Source organism: Corynebacterium glutamicum ATCC 13032, assembly GCF_000011325.1.
In the GTDB taxonomy this organism is placed as follows: Bacteria; Actinomycetota; Actinomycetes; order Mycobacteriales; family Mycobacteriaceae; genus Corynebacterium; species Corynebacterium glutamicum.
In genome coordinates this window covers 1392938-1408424 of record NC_003450.3, presented here as the reverse complement: position 1 = coordinate 1408424, position 15487 = coordinate 1392938, and the positions used below count along the sequence as shown (strand labels likewise).

The window sequence follows — 15487 nt, the reverse complement described above, 5'->3', positions numbered from 1 at the left end:
CACGCAGGATCTTCACCATTCCGAGCTGTATTGTCTCGCCATTGTCCCGATATAGTTTTACATGAAAAGAAGTTTTGAACCCATAGTCATCCCAATTGTCCCGGAGTAGATTAACCCAGGTTCCCCTCGATCCCATGGGAGGATCGGTGTCCCTATTGGTCACATAGAATCTCATCGAAGGGCTCCCAATCTGTGAATCTTCTGTAGCTCGCGCTGGTGTAAGGGTGTTCCGGGTGTGTAGGTAAAGCCTAACGCTTATAGGCTGCAAGGAGAATTATTAAGGGATAAGCCACTCAACCACCAAACACTCATTATTGAATAACCCAGTAAATCTACACAACCTCACTTAGGTTAGCCACGACCCGAATCTAACCAATTGCAAGCATGGATTAATAAGACGAAACAATGCCAAAACAAAATAAAACAATATCATTCCTATAACAATTAGGGGATTTTATAGGTTAAGGCTCATTTCGCGAAAATATATGCAACAGTAGAAATCAGGCAAGATCGTTCCGCAACTTGCCAACTCCACACACTCACCACACCGATTGGAATGTGACATGAGGAAACTAGCTTCGATTGGTATTGCAATAGCATTATCACTTGCAATCACCCCTACTATTCAGGCGAATGAAATAATCGCGCCTCAAGCCATGGATCGAATTGCAGTAAAGTGCAATGTCCACAAAATTTGGTCGGTTCCAAGCTTGAACAACTATGACGGTTGGGTCGTAGTTGGTCATGCCTATTCTAAGGTTGAGGCTGAAAAAAGGGCCAATACCTTCGTCCCATTTGGTCATACTAAACGCCATTGCCTTCCGGTACCTATTGACCGCTTTCCGTTTGAAGGTCTTAACCGAAGTTAAAGGACTAGGCGAATCAACTCATGCGAAAGACTTATGTTTTTCTAACTCAATTTATTGTAGAAAACGGCAATGAAAGTAACGCTTACAGCAGATATCGCGAACGAGTTCAGAATCTATTGGCTCTGGACGGTGTTGATGTAATTTCAGTTTCTAAAAACCTTCAGCAGGCTGAAAAAGCTTATGGATGGGAGTCACTTTCCGACCAATATCAGATGGAGCATAACGGTAAATATCCAGAAAACCATATACTGTGCGATGTTTACACTGTGGTCATTCTAAATGACATAGAGAAATTTGAAGAAGCTGCTGAACTCTTGATCATGGATGACCGAGACGTAAGCGTTGATGCTTTCCCCAGTCGCGTCGACGCTTTCGAACAGGTGCTGTTTTAGAAGGGAAATAGACAACAAATATAACCCTACAAATATTATATAGACAGCCTCGGAATGAGGCAGTCATTGGGATCAATTGGCACCAGTGCTGACAACGCGTTAGCGGAGTCGTTCAACGCCGCACTCAGGCGGGAAGTCCTCCAAGATTCTAAGACTTTTGCGAACTAGTTGATCTGCCGCCGGGATGTTTTCCGCTAGTGTACCCGCTATAACACGGTGCGCCGAGATTGCTGGTGTAAATATCTTGCGCCTGCGGTGTTTGAGGAGCGTGGTCCTGCTATCCTGAAATCTGCTTCCTGATTAAATCCCCTGTGTCTACTCTCCGGGGGTCGGGCTCGAAGTAGAACTGCGCTCCCCCGCTTCAGCTTTTGAACTTCTCCACATTGGATGACATCAACTAAGCGAGTGCGGACATACTGCAGAAACAAATGGTTTTTTCACTTCCTTCCATGAAATCCAGCTAGGTGGATTCTCTGAGCCCCCTACTAGAAAATCGCGCATAAGTTCCAGTACACCGATCACGAATGGCGTTGCTTGACATCCTCCCCGCCCTCGACGTGCGGGGCTTGCGCGTATACCGAGAGGTCACTTCTGCATCAACAACGCAAAATACTGGATAACCACCAACATCAATGCCTGTATTAATAGTGCTGACATGCTGCAGCCTCTGCTCATAAAGCGCATCAACACGAGATTGCGCACTATCGTGCGGTGAGCTTGGAAATTCTTTTGCTAAGGTGCGATACGCCATAAACTCTAGTGTCCCCTACGTGCTCGTTTCTGGCCTTTTAGTAAGCCTGACTAGCGGTGTTTAAGGCACTATTATGTTGCTTTTAAACAGCATCGAATAAGCACTTTAAGCGTCATTTTTTTCCATAGCGAAATACGTATTTTTGAGTTCTTTAGTCATGCGCCATTAACTAGAAGATCTATTTCACTACACCACAGGCTTCCGGAAGTTGCACATTGGAAAAACCCTTAGATAAATATTGAAATATGAATTTAATAATAGATTCCGAACGAAATCGGTGTTAGCGTCTGTGCTGAAACAATCTAATCGCGTTTCAGGACACCTACATGATCAGGAGCTCTTTTTGTTAAACAGAGTCAGTCGTATTGCAGGCGCTTCTGCAATCACACTATGCATCGGCTTAACCACAATACTAAGCCCTACTTCCACTGCACAAAGCCTCGAACAGATCACCCCTTTACCTGAATCTGCAATCGACCTCAACGCCGAGATTCACGTAAACACAAGCGACATTTCAGCTGAACAGATCCTTGGTGCTCAAGATGAAATCACAACTATGTACGATTCTCATGACCCCTACGAGTACTTCGATACCCTCACCGACATCGAACAGCGTTCAATAATAGCAGCGCTTAAACGGGATCCGAGTTCACTCCAACAACGCCAAGAAACCCGTCTCGCGGCACAGTCCGACCCCTACAAAATTTACATATCAGGCCTCGAAATGCTTTCATGCATCAATCTAGTTGATGTTGTATCATGCGGGATTGCAAACCAAGCAGCAACCAAAGCAAATAATGAGGCTGTCGCACGATACCCAGGCGATTCCCTTCGCAACGGCAAAGGCGATGCATTTCGGCATTGCTCATGGAACGCTCTGATGACGATACGAATCGGGAGCAATGGAGCTGAAAGAATTGCAACAAACCACGAGACAATCGGGGACGGTCCGGCCGATGAAAATGCAATGGACCTATTCAATAATGCACAAGGCCGACAGATCGGAGCCGGATTCATTAATAGTAAGGATGAAACTAGCGCGCTCGCGATATGCGCGCTGTGGACAAATCTCGGTAGACTAAAAACTCTAAAATAAGCAAGGTGCCCTCTGATGCTAAAAAAGCGACTAGCAGTCATCATCCCCTTAACAGCTCTGACCCTCGCTAGTTGCAGCACAGAAAATGCCCTGGAGAGTCATCTAAGCTCAGCAGATCAGTCGTCCCATCAGTCTCTCAATCTTAGAAGTATTTATGGCGATGAATGGGTTGAATTCGCTATAGTCTGCCCATATGCGCCAAAAGATACTGTCGAGGCAGAACTTCAGTTAGAAGACACGCCTGTACCTAGATTTGGATTTGATGAGACGCAAAGCATACTTGTTCTGAAATCCACTAGCAGTAATACCGAGTGGATTAGTTTCAAAAGGACCCACATTGTTGATCTTTGCCCTGTGCTGTCTGACTACGACATATCATTTCGACCCACGGACTCTACGCTCGATTTTGTCTTCAACCTGAAAAACAATGTTTGGGAACCTACCAACTAGCTTTAAGCATTCAACACATCAAGCCCCGCACTGGTTTAAACCAGCGCAGGGCTTTAAACGTGCTGCTTTTGGTTCCCCGGTCGATCCGCTGCCCGGACGCCTTGCGCTGGTGTACCCGTTACAACACGGTACGCCGACATTCCTGGTGTAAATATCTCGCACCAGCAGTGTTTTGAGGAGCGCGGTCCTGCTATCCTGAAATCTGCTACCTAATTAGACCCTTGTGTCCACTATCAGGAAGTTGGTTCCTTACGCCGCGTGAAGAACGGGAAGCACGTCTGTGCACGGACAACGGTGGCGTTTACGGAAGAGCTACAGCCGAGGACGTTTAATGTGAATGCGTCGTCAGATTCTAAGTCATTGGGTGCTGGTCGGAGTGCGGATCAGCAATTCAGGATGAATCCGAGCCGTAGCCATGATCATGGGATGGGCCTGTAAGCCGGGTTAGTCTGTGGCTTTGTAGTGCTCTTTATACAGGCAGTAATGGGTTCTGGCCCTTATTTATGGGTGTTGTAACTCCATAAATAAGGGCCAGAACCCATACCAGCTTCGTCCACTACTATGGCCGTGTCGTGATTCCACGCTATTTTTTACAGTAACCTGAGCAGGGGACAGATCTTCTGTCTGGTGGCAACCCTTTAGATGGGATTATGATATCCGGTTTGATTTTTTGAGGAAATCTGAAGGAAGAATCAAAGAAGCATTCACGAACTCAATACCAATAACTTTGCCATTTTCATCAACGTCTATCTCTATTTCTCCTTCCATTCCTTCTGTAGTTATTGCTGATATCTGCTGTTCTGGAAGGACACCCGACTGCGTTAGGGTTAGATAGGCTGCATCAGCTTCTGGGTCATACTCAAAATTCATAATTAGCCTTTCGTAACAGTAATCACATTTCCGCTCACATTATCGACAATAACTCGAATCCCGTTGCCGTTAAATACTGTAGTATTCCCGTTGCCCTTGCTTCCTCTGCCTGTTTTTATAACGTGCTCAACTAGCTCTTTAGTGATCTTTCGCTTAGCCATCTGGGTTAACGCATGACGCGTGAGATGGCCACCCATGATACCTAAGAATGGGATCCAGAAGGGATCTGCTACGACGGGAAATTGCGTTGAAGAAGTTGGTGCGACATGTTGAACTATCGTGCTTTGACGAATTTCATACCATGTTTTAACCGAGGCCCCTGTCGCATCTATAGCCCAAGGTGCATCAAGGGTGCCTAAGATATCCCCCTTATTATCTCGAACTGTGACTCCGCCATCAGGCAAGGAACTAAGAGTCATATCATTAGAAAATGAAAATTCGAACTCACCATTTGATTCCAGGTTAGGAATATGAATTAGAGATCGGAAAGCTCCCCCTCCTTCATTCGTAACTGCAATGGAAGCACCGCTAGGCGAGGTTGAGTATTCATCTAACCCTAATGATTCAAGTTCCTTATTGGGGAGATCGAGAGAGACTTCTTTCCCGTCAATCGTCAATGCACTTACAACCCCAGAATCAATTGAAACTTGAGAATCTGATTCGACATACATATGCGTAACAACAATGTCACACAGTGACTGAACGATACTCGCTCCATAAGTTGTACCCGTTGCTGCAGCGCGATCCATAGATCTAAACGCATGATGAACTGCGGCAGAGCGGATCGCGCTGTTAACGCTACTTAAACCCGCAATCAAGGGAGCAAAAATATCGCCTTCGCAAAGGAATATTTCATCAGCCTTGTTCATCCCAGTCCATGCCTTTCTTCTGATTCATGTGGGAAAGTACTTTCCTCATACCTGCTTTCTAGAAGCCCTCAAGCTTCAAGCCCTCAAGCTTCAAGCCCTGAGAAAGAACTATTCTCAGGAGCTTTCCGTGTATTAACTCGCGTTGTTCATACCGCACAACAATACCGTGCCCAAAAACGCTAGAGTGTGTGACCAAAAGTTTTGGAGTTCCTGCACTAAACGCTCATGTGCATGCAGTGAGACGTGATCGCCAATGAAATCTGGGCTGTGCTCAGCGCGTTGTTTCCTGCTATATAAACCTCAGATAGCCCACCGGCAGAACAGACCTAAGTTTACTAACGATGTCAGCAGTTCTTGCAGAAAAACCTCCAGAGTCACAACATCGTCGCCACCCTCCACTGGGGGTGAGCACGACGTGATCTCAATACTCCTCGAATGCGCTAGATTGTGCTCGCTGCGTGGCCCTCGCCTGCGAATTGAGCCCTTCGCACCAGGAGGGGTAAACGCGAAATCCACGTTTGCCCGGCTGTCCGTCTGCTGCGGTAATCCCCAATTCTGCAAGATGACCAGCGGAAAACCTAAACACTCCGCGCCGAACATCGTTCCTCACAAAGACAAGAAGACCGGCATTCATCCCGTCGTCACTAAACGGCTGGGTCTGTCCTCCTACGCCTCGCTGCCAAAAGGCAACAAAGGCACCCGGCTTCGACGGCGTGTTCCGTGCAGTCCGGACATGCCACTCATGGCCTTCAACCTGTGCTAATCCTGATTCATAATCACTGTTCTGTGGCTCAGGCGTGACCGAAACAGTTATGCCTAGCTCGGTCGACCACAGCTCCAACGCGCTAAATCCCATGAGCTCAACTTATCAACTTCAGCCGCAGGAAGCCTACCTCTCCTGCCTCTTTTCAAGCTTCACTCTCCACTCTCGTTGGGGAACTCACCTCAGCTCTTGTTTAACCGTCAGCAGTCGGAGGGTATATCCGGCTACTGAACGACAATACTTTTAAACGACGGCGCTTGCGACTATTATCTTTGACCCGGCGCACTAATCAATTGTGAAAACGCGCACCATTAGGTAATCTCTCGATAAATAGTGTTTAGCCAGTAACAGACTCAAAAGCTTCTGCAAACTTGTTAAATCGTCAAAACAGCCGTTGACAAAGCTCTCCCACCACCGCAACTCCGCATCATGACGCCAATAAAACTCCTCAACCGGCATTTGATAGGTATAACGTTCAGCTATAAAAGGCCCCAGCATCATCCAACTCGTCGCTAATGCTGACTCCCACAATTCAAGATCTGTCTTTTCGAAAACCGAGCTAATAGGACTGGGCCAACCAGGACTCAGTGCACAATATCCCACAAGCTCACAACGTCCAGCTAGCTGCGTCCACTCCTGATCAGGATCAACAATCAGCGCACGCCCAACCTTGACACCAATTCCGGTGTGCTGCACAAAGAACTCTAACCATTCCTGTAACTCAGATACAGTGAGCACATCCGGTAGATCAGCTACTAAGGATCTTATATTGGACGAGAAAAGTGACCATTTTTCAGCAACGATCGCTTGAAAAAGACACTGCCGAACAGCTCCGACTATGCGCTGATTAGTAAATACATTACCTGGGAAAGGTAATGAACTACCGTCCCTTTTTGTCACTCTAGAAAATGCATTCCACTTTCCCATGATGTTGATGAGTAGAAAATCTAGACTTAGCGATGGCCCGATAAAGCGAAATCCGGAAGTTTTATGGCCTTTAGTGTAGATGCACAGTTGATGGGGTTCTGTCATATGCGAAGCTTATTATAAAGATTCACATGATCAGGACATTGGGAAATTTCCGGCTCGTGTTCGATTCCACCAGGTGGGGTTGAGTTACACCATGCTGAAATTACCCCCTTGGGTCTGTTCGAATTTGCTCCAGTGAAAGTATGAGGATTGTAAATAATAGTCACCCATTGCGGAGCGTGCATTTCTTTACATCCTGAGTTCTTATTGAATGTATAAGTTCTGCAATCTAGAAAGTACACCGTTTTCTCGAACTTGTAATAGCTGGTTCCTGGCGATGAGCCATAATCAATCACCGCTTTATCTACTACGGCCTCAGCCATAGCGTGGTTGGCGAAGTTGTGTTTGCAATAGTTTTTTAAATATCCCCAGCCTTCATTCCTGTAACGGTCATAATGCCCTTTTCTCACGACAAATCTGAACTCGGTGGGGAAACCCCCTACGGGCTTGTACATGTTAACCCTATGGCTGAAGTGCGACCTGTAAAAGCACAAACCAACGAGCCCCAAGCACTGCAGGTTGCTGACATTCAACCCTTTCACGCTGTTATTGCGGCCTCAAAACAATTGACTCTCATCGACGTTGTCGATGTCTGCCTTGGAACAGTGTTGCGAGCATGGGAAGCACTGAGCCTGCGATGGGTAGACGTGGTGCTTGACGAGGAGCATCCAAGAATCTTTATCCGAGGCACCATTGTCTACAACAAAGAAAAAGGTAACCACAGACAAGATAAAACAAAAACGACCAGCAGTAGGCGTGTCATTCAGTTGCCAGAAATTGCCTCAGACGTCTTACGCAAAAGACATGCACTCTACGCCGAACATCTCGAAATGGTGTTCCCTTCCGCTAGAGGCACATATATTTATGAGTCCAATTTCAACAAATTGTTGCGAAAACACCGAAAGGGTACTGCATATGATTGGGTGACCGTGCACAGCATCAGGAAAACCCTTGCATCAATTGTCTCTGAGAACCTTGATTCCAAGGCCGCATCAGACGTACTCGGCCATGCTGACTCACGACTCACAGAACGGGTCTACATCGCTAAAACTGACAAAGACGTTCCGATTGGTGATGTCGTCAACCAAGCGCTCAAAGAGGCACGAAAAGTCTCCAAAAAGTCTCCAAATAAAGAAGCTAAAGAAGAAGAATAGACGCAATAGTTGCATTTTTAGTTAACATCGAGCTGCAACAACAGCAATAAACACTCAATTACATGACAGAAATGATCTGGTCTCACTCCCGTCCAGTGTGAGTTCGAGTCTCACCAGGGGCACCACTACCAGCGGAAACTCCGACTTGGAGAAGTGATTTCGGCCAAGATGTTCTAGAAATCAAATCCCACTGCGGTTAAAGCAGTGGGATTTCTTCATTTTTGGGGTAACTCGACAAAAATCGCCCAGAAACTTGGGGGTAGTTTCAAGATCGACTAGTGCAATCTCCCCAAACCGGACACACGTGACAAAACTTTGGATTTCGGCCTTCTCTTGTCACCCCTGGCTGGTTTCGACCACTTATAACCAGTCTGGTCTGCCCGAGTTGATGCTTCGATGCCGAAAAATCATGAGGCCACAGAATCCAATCTAACGGCCTGTAAAACCTCTCCCCGACTATTTGCCCGTGCGAAGCATTAGAGCCTTCAAATTGGCCACAAATGCGTCTGAGTTGAGAGACCCAACTTTCTGCACCCTACGCCCAGTTTTCAGCACAGATCACCCTTTGCCAGCTACCGACTTAGTTTCGTAACACGTATAGTGGGAGGCGTTTTGCCAGACGCCAAAGAAAGATAATTGGATTACCTATGAGCGCCACCAACCCTGATGCCCTAGACGTGCAGCACGTCTATCCCATCAAGACGAAAAAGACTCCACTTGCGGTGATTTTCAACATCATTAGCGGTGGTTTGATTGGAATGGCGGAGTTGGTGCCAGGAATTTCCGGCGGAACTGTCGCTTTGGTTCTTGGAATTTATGAGCGCGCACTGCACAACGGTGATCTCCTCATTGATCTGATCAAGGTGTTGATCAAGGACCGCTCGAAGGTTAAGGAAGCTGCGGCGAAAATCGACTGGTGGTTCCTCGGCGCTATCGGCGTTGGCATGGTCGTGATGGTCTTCTCGATGTCATCGATTTTGCATACAGTTGTTGAGGACTACCCAGAGATCACTCGCGGTCTGTTCCTTGGAATGGTTGCCGTGTCTATCCTTGTTCCGTTGGGAATGATGGATATGCGGGATGCCAAGAAGCGCCTCGCAATCGTCATCCCGCTATTTATAATCTGCGCCATGCTGGGATTCTTTGGAACATCCTTCACTAGTGCGCCTCGCACCGATCCTTCACTGATCTTTGTCTTCATCTGTGCTGCGATCGCTGTGTGTGCTCTTGTTCTTCCTGGTGTTTCAGGATCATTCTTCTTGCTGGCGGTCGGTATGTACGCGCCAATCATGGAATCTCTGTCCAACCGTGACTTGTCGGTCATCGGCGTGTTCTTGCTTGGCGCGCTCACCGGTGTGATCTTGTTTGTGAAGGTTTTGTCTTATGTTCTCGAGCACCACCGCACCATCACGCTGACCATCATGGCTGGTCTCATGCTGGGTTCACTTCGTGCGCTGTGGCCTTGGCAGGACGGTGACGCTAATCTACTTGCTCCTGGCGATAACGCCGTGATGATTTTCAGCATCATCATTCTTGGTGGCGCGATTGTCGCTGCTTTGATGTTTGCTGAGCGTGTGTCTTCCAAGAACATTGATTCTGAGACCGTGGCAGAAGAGCACCCGCGCTAAATAAGAACTCCACAAAGAAATCGCCCCGAATCTGCCGTTTGAAGGCAGACTCGGGGCTTTTTGCCGCTTAGCTCATGAGCAGTTAGGCGCTAATCCACTTTTGGGTCTTCCATGGACTTTCAGCCTCAGTGTTGAGCCAGCGTTCTCCTTCGATATATGGCTTGTTTCCGCCCTTGAAGTTCTTCTGTAGTCCACGGACGTATCGCTCTCCGTATTCTTCCCAGCTCCCAAAGGACACAGCAGCCGCAATTCCCAGCTGGTCTTGGAACCAACGGGCTTCTGCAGGGAGCAACAGATCTGTATAAGCAGCCCAGCGAAGGAGGTTGGCTACGCGTGCGATATCAAATGCGAGCACATCGAGATCATATTCTGCATTTGGATCTGCCTGTTGAAGCTGCTTTTGGAATACAACAAAGTGTGGATGAGCCAATCCTTCAGCTGCTAACCGCTGGCCTGCCTCTTCCACTTGTGCGGGTGATACTCCGTTTTTACGCCAGTTGCCTGCGGCTACCCCAACGATCACTTCCACTCCTTTAGAAAGCTGATCAACTGCATGCTCAGACTTTTTCACACCCCAGTCTGTTTGCAGCATGTTTTGCACCATCCCCAGTGGCATTGCTGAGACAAACCCAAAATAAGTCTGTTCAGCTGAGTACACTCGTTTCGCTCCGCGGGTCTTGTGCCATTCAGGCCTAGCGTACAAGGCTGCAAGTGCTCCGGCGAAGCGCTGCCACGGCACAGTTGGCGCAGGAATTGTAGGGTTGGCCATTCCTTCAGCCCGCGCGGCAAAGCGCTTTTTCCGGGTTTTGAAGGCAGCTGTAATCATTACTATGGAAATGAGAATCACTGCGGCAAAGAGCAAAATGATGAAGATCGTTTGTTGGCTCGACATAGCTGTTTATTTTAAAGTCCCTCCCGAGCCCATGCCGGATAAAACAAAACCCGAGCGCCTGCCAACGCAAAATCCAGCCTCACTTAAGGTTATTGCACCATGGCAGGTAGTATTTTGCCCATGATTGAGAGTTTCACCCGATTGCGAATTTCGCAGACACCGCCTCTGAAACGGCTACTGCATAGCACTTTGCGTTTCCCCAAAATCCCCAAGCGCGCTGTAGCGGCGACCGTCGGCATCGTGGCAACCTCATTCACCTTGGCTTCTTGTGTCACCAATGAGGAGCAGGGCAACCCAGATGGCTGGGAGCAGATCGTTCCAGATCCTGTACCGGAGATTCAGGCGATGGTTCCCGAAGCTCTGGCTCAGCGCGGTGTGCTCACCGCCGGTGCCAACCCACCTTTCCCACCGTTTGAGTTTAAAGATTCCGATGGTCAGATTATCGGTGTGGAAATGGACCTCGTGCGTGCAATGGCGGGGGTGATGGGCTTGGAGTTCAGCCCTCAGGAGCAGGATTTCTCCCTCATCCTTCCATCGGTTCAAGCTGGCACCCTTGATATCGGAGCCTCTGGCTTCACTGACAACGAGGAACGCCGCGAGAACTTTGATTTCATCGATTTCCTCTTCGCAGGTGTGCAGTGGGCGCAGGCAACTGATCGTGAAACCCCAATCGATCCGGAAAACGCCTGTGGTCTCACCGTTGCTGTACAGCGCACAACCGTGGCAGAGACCGACGATGTCCGTCCTCGCTCAGCTCAATGTGAAGCCGAAGGCAAAGAGCCGATCACCATTTTGTCTTATGAAACCGCAGATACTGCAGCTACCGCATTGATCCTGGGACGCGCAGACGCACTTGCTGCGGACTCCCCTGTTTCAGCTTGGGCTGCAGAGCGCTCCGAAGGCCGCATCGAAGTTGTGGGCGATATGTACTTGGCTGCGCCATTTGGTTTCGCATTCCCGTTGGAATCTGACCTCACCCCAGCAGCAGCTGCGGCGTTCCAACACTTGATTGACACCGGCGATTACCAGCGCATCATGGCGCAATGGGGCATTGAAGAAGGCCTTCTTGATGAGGCCCTGATCAACGAACAGCCACTCAACTAGAGCCTTCCAGCAACTAAAAACAATTAAAGGATTACTTCACAGATGTCAGATCTTAATCAAGGGCCTGGAGCTTCAACGGCCCAACCGAAACCGATTGAAGCCAAGCCACTACGCCACCCTGGCCGGTGGGTCGCAGCCGCTATCATCGTGGCACTGCTCGCATGGTTTATCATCAGCGCGCTCAACAATGAGGCCTACGGTTGGGATACCTACCGCTCGTATCTTTTTGACACCCGCATTGCCACCGCGGCACTTCACACCATTGCGCTGACCTTGCTGTCCATGATCTTGGGTGTGGTTCTCGGCGCAATCTTGGCCGTCATGCGTATGTCCGGCAACCCTGTCATGCAGGGCGTAGCGTGGCTGTACCTGTGGATTTTCCGCGGCACCCCAATTTATGTGCAGTTGGTGTTCTGGGGCCTGCTGGGTTCCTTGTACCAGTCGATCAACCTCGGTTTCGCAGAGATCGATCTGCAAAGCTTGCTGTCTAATATGTTCCTGCTCGCGGTGATCGGTCTGGGTCTCAACGAGGCTGCGTACATGGCGGAAATCGTGCGCTCGGGCATCCAAGCGGTGCCTGAGGGCCAGATGGAGGCGTCGAAAGCTTTGGGTATGAACTGGTCAATGACCATGCGTCGCACCATCTTGCCGCAGGCCATGCGCATCATCATTCCGCCAACCGGCAATGAACTGATCTCCATGCTCAAGACCACCTCTCTGGTTGTTGCGATTCCTTATTCTCTCGAGCTGTACGGCCGCAGCATGGATATTGCGTACTCCCTCTTCGAGCCAGTTCCAATGCTTCTGGTTGCTGCGAGCTGGTACTTGGTCATCACCTCTATTCTTATGGTTGGTCAGTACTACCTGGAGAAGCACTTCGAAAAGGGCAGCACCCGCACCCTGACCGCACGTCAGCTCGCTGCGTTGGCTGATGCTGAAGGCGCAATCCCGGGCAATGTCACCGTTGTTCCTGAAACTTCCAAGGAGAACTAGCAAATGTCGCAACTGATGATTGATGCTCAGCAGGTCTGCAAAAACTACGGACGCTTGGAAGTGCTCAAGGGCATTGACTTGCAGGTTCCTAAAGGTACCGTCACCTGCTTGATCGGTCCTTCTGGTTCCGGTAAATCCACCATGCTGCGCTGCGTTAACCACCTGGAAAAGGTCAACGCGGGTCGCTTGTATGTCGATGGCGATCTCATTGGCTACCGCGAGCGCGATGGCGTGCTGTACGAAATCTCTGAGAAGGACGCCGCCAAGCAGCGCTCCGATATCGGCATGGTGTTCCAGAACTTCAACCTCTTCCCCCACCGCACGGTGATCGAGAACATCATCGAAGCTCCCATCCACGTGAAGAAGCAGCCCGAAAGCAAGGCCCGCGCACGTGCCATGGAGCTGCTTGAGCAGGTCGGCCTCGCCCACAAGGCGGACGCCTACCCCGTCCAACTGTCGGGTGGTCAGCAGCAGCGCGTTGCAATTGCCCGCGCCGTCGCCATGGAGCCAAAGCTCATGCTTTTCGACGAACCCACCAGCGCTTTGGACCCTGAACTCGTCGGTGAAGTCCTGCGAGTGATGAAACAGCTCGCCGACGACGGCATGACCATGCTTGTTGTCACCCACGAAATGGGCTTCGCCCACGAAGTCGCCGACCAGGTCGTGTTCATGGCCGATGGAGTTGTCGTTGAAGCCGGAACCCCCGAACAAGTTCTGGACAATCCAAAGGAACAGCGCACCAAAGACTTCCTGTCTTCTCTGCTCTAACCTTTTCGGGTCTTAAAAAACCTGCGAGTCATTATCGGCTCGCAGGTTTTTGCGTTCAAGATAACCCAAGAACTCGGAAATGAAGGCATCCCACTGATACTGGCGCCCCTGGTGAGACTCGAACTCACACTGGACGGGTTTTTGAATCCATTAACCGTCCCATCGAGACCAAGGGAGCTTACTGCCGACGAGGTTTTGGTCTCGATCTGCAGTATTTCAGCCTGTAAACGCGATTTTCAGACCAAGGGACGCTCAGTCACTTAGGGATTTGGCCTAATTCTGACGGTTGCGGAAAGCTGCCCCACCCAACAGGGTGAAGGCAACAAGCGACCACGTGGAAATACCCCAGAATTGCGGGAGGCCCGCCGAGAATTGTCTCGGCAGGCCCTTTTGTTTTGTTGCTTCTTCTTGTCCGGGATTTGTCGTGCGCGGTTTTTCAGTTGCAGATGTTCCTGAAGTCGTTCAGGACTCATTTTCCACATCCGTCGGTCCACACCCATCGCTGTCACCTCCTTATTTCACGTGTCTGTGATAAGTCGGTTCCATAGTCTAGACGCTTGATGCAAAAGAAACTAGTGCTGGTTGCTGTATTTTTCTGTCACGGCTTTTGCCACTACCTCAGGTAGGAGGCCGGAGACATCGCCACCGAAGCGGGCAACTTCTTTGCACAGTGTGGAGCTGACGTAGCCGTATTTCTCGTCGGTGAGGAGGAAGAAGGTGTCTACGCCCGTGAGTCGCCTGTTCATCTGTGCCATGGGGAGCTCGTATTCGTAGTCGAGGGAGCTTCGCAGGCCTTTGACTAGGGCGCCGATGCCATGTTCGGTGGTGTAATCCACGAGCAGTGAGGCCCAGGTGTCTACTTTTACGTTGTCGAGGTGTGCGGTGGATTCGCGGATGAGATCCATGCGTTCTGCGACGGTGAACAGTCCTGAGTTTTTGTTGGGGTTGGCGGTGACCAAGATGGTGACTTCGCTAAATTGCGCGGCGGCGCGGGTCACGATGTCGAGGTGGCCGAGGGTGATGGGGTCGAATGATCCTGGGCAAACAGCTTTCATTGGTTACTCCTGAAGCAGAGATTCGTCGAAAACGGCCATGTCCATGCGTGCTATGCCGTAGGTTCGTTTTTTAAGTTTCTGGGTGGTGGGTACCAGCCAGGCGGGCCATGCGGTTTCTGGCGAGTCTACGTGGCGTTCCACGACCACGGCGGCGCCGTCGAGAAGCTTAGGCGTCAATGCGGTGAGCATCTCGGTGACGGCGTCGTCGGCAAGCTCATAGGGCGGGTCGGCGAGCACCATCGTGAAAAACTTATCGGGTGCGGACGCAAGGTAGGTGGATGCTTTCATCTCTGCGACGGTTACGCGAGGATGCTTTACGACGTCCACATTCCGTCGAATTACCTCTACGGCCTTAGGATTCGACTCGACCAGAACTACCTCATCGGCACCCCTGGAGGCAGCTTCCAATCCGAGTGCGCCGGAGCCGGCAAAAATGTCGAGGACGCGCTGGCCCTCAAATCCGAAACGGACCTGCAGTGAGGAGAAGAGACCTTCGCGTGCGCGGTCAGAGGTGGGGCGGGTACCTGCTGGTGGTACTTCGATCTTGCGGCCGCGTGCGTCGCCGGAAATGATGCGGGTTTGACCCATTAGTTCTTTGCCTCCAATTCGAGGAGTTCATCGCCGCCGGTGACGTCGGAGAAATCATCAAAAGAAACCTTAGCTACGATGCCAGGTCCCGGTGCCATGATTGGTGCCTCGAGTTTGATGGTTTCTACCGTTCCCAGTTGCATGCCGGTTTCCACGGGATCGCCTTCATCGACAAAATAGTGGACGATTCCAGCAAAAGGTGCGTAGATCTTCATG

17 protein-coding genes and 1 pseudogene are annotated in these 15487 nt (G+C 50.0%); 9 read left to right on the top strand and 9 right to left on the bottom strand.

Annotated features, from left to right (window positions below; genetic code table 11):
* Window positions 1–563 precede the first annotated feature (563 nt).
* The 4 genes and pseudogenes from CGL_RS15525 to CGL_RS15645 all read left to right on the top strand — a co-directional run bounded on the left by CGL_RS15525 (window position 564) and on the right by CGL_RS15645 (window position 3108).
* Window positions 564–869, top strand: coding sequence for a hypothetical protein (locus tag CGL_RS15525; RefSeq protein WP_011265729.1), 306 nt, complete (start codon window positions 564–566; stop codon window positions 867–869).
* 20 nt (window positions 870–889) lie between these two features.
* A complete protein-coding gene (locus tag CGL_RS06700; RefSeq protein ID WP_003858795.1) occupies window positions 890–1261 on the top strand; it encodes a hypothetical protein in 372 nt (123 codons plus the stop codon).
* A gap of 48 nt (window positions 1262–1309) precedes the next feature.
* Window positions 1310–1561 (top strand): annotated as a pseudogene (locus CGL_RS06695) (integrase core domain-containing protein); the annotation flags it as partial.
* Window positions 1562–2301: 740 nt separating this feature from the next.
* Window positions 2302–3108, top strand: a complete 807-nt coding sequence (locus tag CGL_RS15645; protein WP_231838289.1) for a DUF6973 domain-containing protein — start codon at window positions 2302–2304, stop codon at window positions 3106–3108.
* A gap of 1098 nt (window positions 3109–4206) precedes the next feature.
* Here the strand turns inward: CGL_RS15645 and CGL_RS06680 are convergent.
* The 4 genes from CGL_RS06680 to CGL_RS06660 form a co-directional block, all read right to left on the bottom strand.
* Window positions 4207–4428 (bottom strand): DUF2283 domain-containing protein, encoded by a 222-nt coding sequence (locus CGL_RS06680; RefSeq protein ID WP_003858801.1) that lies wholly within the window; start codon window positions 4426–4428, stop codon window positions 4207–4209.
* Window positions 4429–4430: 2 nt separating this feature from the next.
* A complete protein-coding gene (locus CGL_RS06675) occupies window positions 4431–5297 on the bottom strand; it encodes a DUF4258 domain-containing protein (protein WP_011014295.1) in 867 nt (288 codons plus the stop codon).
* A gap of 421 nt (window positions 5298–5718) precedes the next feature.
* Complete coding sequence (locus CGL_RS06665; RefSeq protein WP_003858809.1) at window positions 5719–6153, bottom strand: MepB family protein; 435 nt, start codon at window positions 6151–6153, stop codon at window positions 5719–5721.
* 192 nt (window positions 6154–6345) lie between these two features.
* Window positions 6346–7092: a hypothetical protein gene (locus CGL_RS06660; RefSeq protein WP_003861519.1), complete on the bottom strand. Its 747-nt coding sequence runs from the start codon at window positions 7090–7092 to the stop codon at window positions 6346–6348.
* A gap of 461 nt (window positions 7093–7553) precedes the next feature.
* Here CGL_RS06660 and CGL_RS06650 point away from each other — a divergent pair, with 461 nt between their 5' ends.
* Complete coding sequence (locus CGL_RS06650) at window positions 7554–8243, top strand: site-specific integrase (protein ID WP_003858814.1); 690 nt, start codon at window positions 7554–7556, stop codon at window positions 8241–8243.
* A 647-nt stretch (window positions 8244–8890) separates the two neighbouring features.
* Complete coding sequence (locus CGL_RS06645) at window positions 8891–9871, top strand: DUF368 domain-containing protein (protein ID WP_011014292.1); 981 nt, start codon at window positions 8891–8893, stop codon at window positions 9869–9871.
* Window positions 9872–9953: 82 nt separating this feature from the next.
* On the opposite strand, the gene CGL_RS06640 is transcribed toward CGL_RS06645, so the two are convergent.
* Window positions 9954–10763: a DUF1266 domain-containing protein gene (locus CGL_RS06640; RefSeq protein ID WP_003858818.1), complete on the bottom strand. Its 810-nt coding sequence runs from the start codon at window positions 10761–10763 to the stop codon at window positions 9954–9956.
* Window positions 10764–10862: 99 nt separating this feature from the next.
* Between CGL_RS06640 and CGL_RS06635 the strand changes: the two genes are divergently transcribed.
* From CGL_RS06635 to CGL_RS06625, 3 genes are read left to right on the top strand one after another with little or no spacing between them, the layout of a single operon-like run.
* Window positions 10863–11867 (top strand): ABC transporter substrate-binding protein, encoded by a 1005-nt coding sequence (locus CGL_RS06635; protein WP_011014291.1) that lies wholly within the window; start codon window positions 10863–10865, stop codon window positions 11865–11867.
* A 42-nt stretch (window positions 11868–11909) separates the two neighbouring features.
* On the top strand, window positions 11910–12860 hold the full coding sequence (locus CGL_RS06630; protein ID WP_003858824.1) for an amino acid ABC transporter permease: 951 nt from the start codon (window positions 11910–11912) through the stop codon (window positions 12858–12860).
* A gap of 3 nt (window positions 12861–12863) precedes the next feature.
* A complete protein-coding gene (locus tag CGL_RS06625) occupies window positions 12864–13628 on the top strand; it encodes an amino acid ABC transporter ATP-binding protein (protein WP_003858826.1) in 765 nt (254 codons plus the stop codon).
* A gap of 260 nt (window positions 13629–13888) precedes the next feature.
* On the opposite strand, the gene CGL_RS15640 is transcribed toward CGL_RS06625, so the two are convergent.
* The 4 genes from CGL_RS15640 to CGL_RS06605 form a co-directional block, all read right to left on the bottom strand.
* Complete coding sequence (locus CGL_RS15640; protein ID WP_074495633.1) at window positions 13889–14128, bottom strand: hypothetical protein; 240 nt, start codon at window positions 14126–14128, stop codon at window positions 13889–13891.
* A 72-nt stretch (window positions 14129–14200) separates the two neighbouring features.
* On the bottom strand, window positions 14201–14683 hold the full coding sequence (coaD, locus tag CGL_RS06615) for a pantetheine-phosphate adenylyltransferase (protein WP_003858828.1): 483 nt from the start codon (window positions 14681–14683) through the stop codon (window positions 14201–14203).
* 3 nt (window positions 14684–14686) lie between these two features.
* On the bottom strand, window positions 14687–15271 hold the full coding sequence (gene rsmD / locus CGL_RS06610; protein ID WP_003858829.1) for a 16S rRNA (guanine(966)-N(2))-methyltransferase RsmD: 585 nt from the start codon (window positions 15269–15271) through the stop codon (window positions 14687–14689).
* Window positions 15271–15486, bottom strand: coding sequence for an acetyl-CoA carboxylase biotin carboxyl carrier protein subunit (locus CGL_RS06605; protein ID WP_003858832.1), 216 nt, complete (start codon window positions 15484–15486; stop codon window positions 15271–15273). The genes rsmD and CGL_RS06605 overlap by 1 nt, the downstream gene beginning before the upstream one ends.
* Window position 15487: the final 1 nt, after the last annotated feature.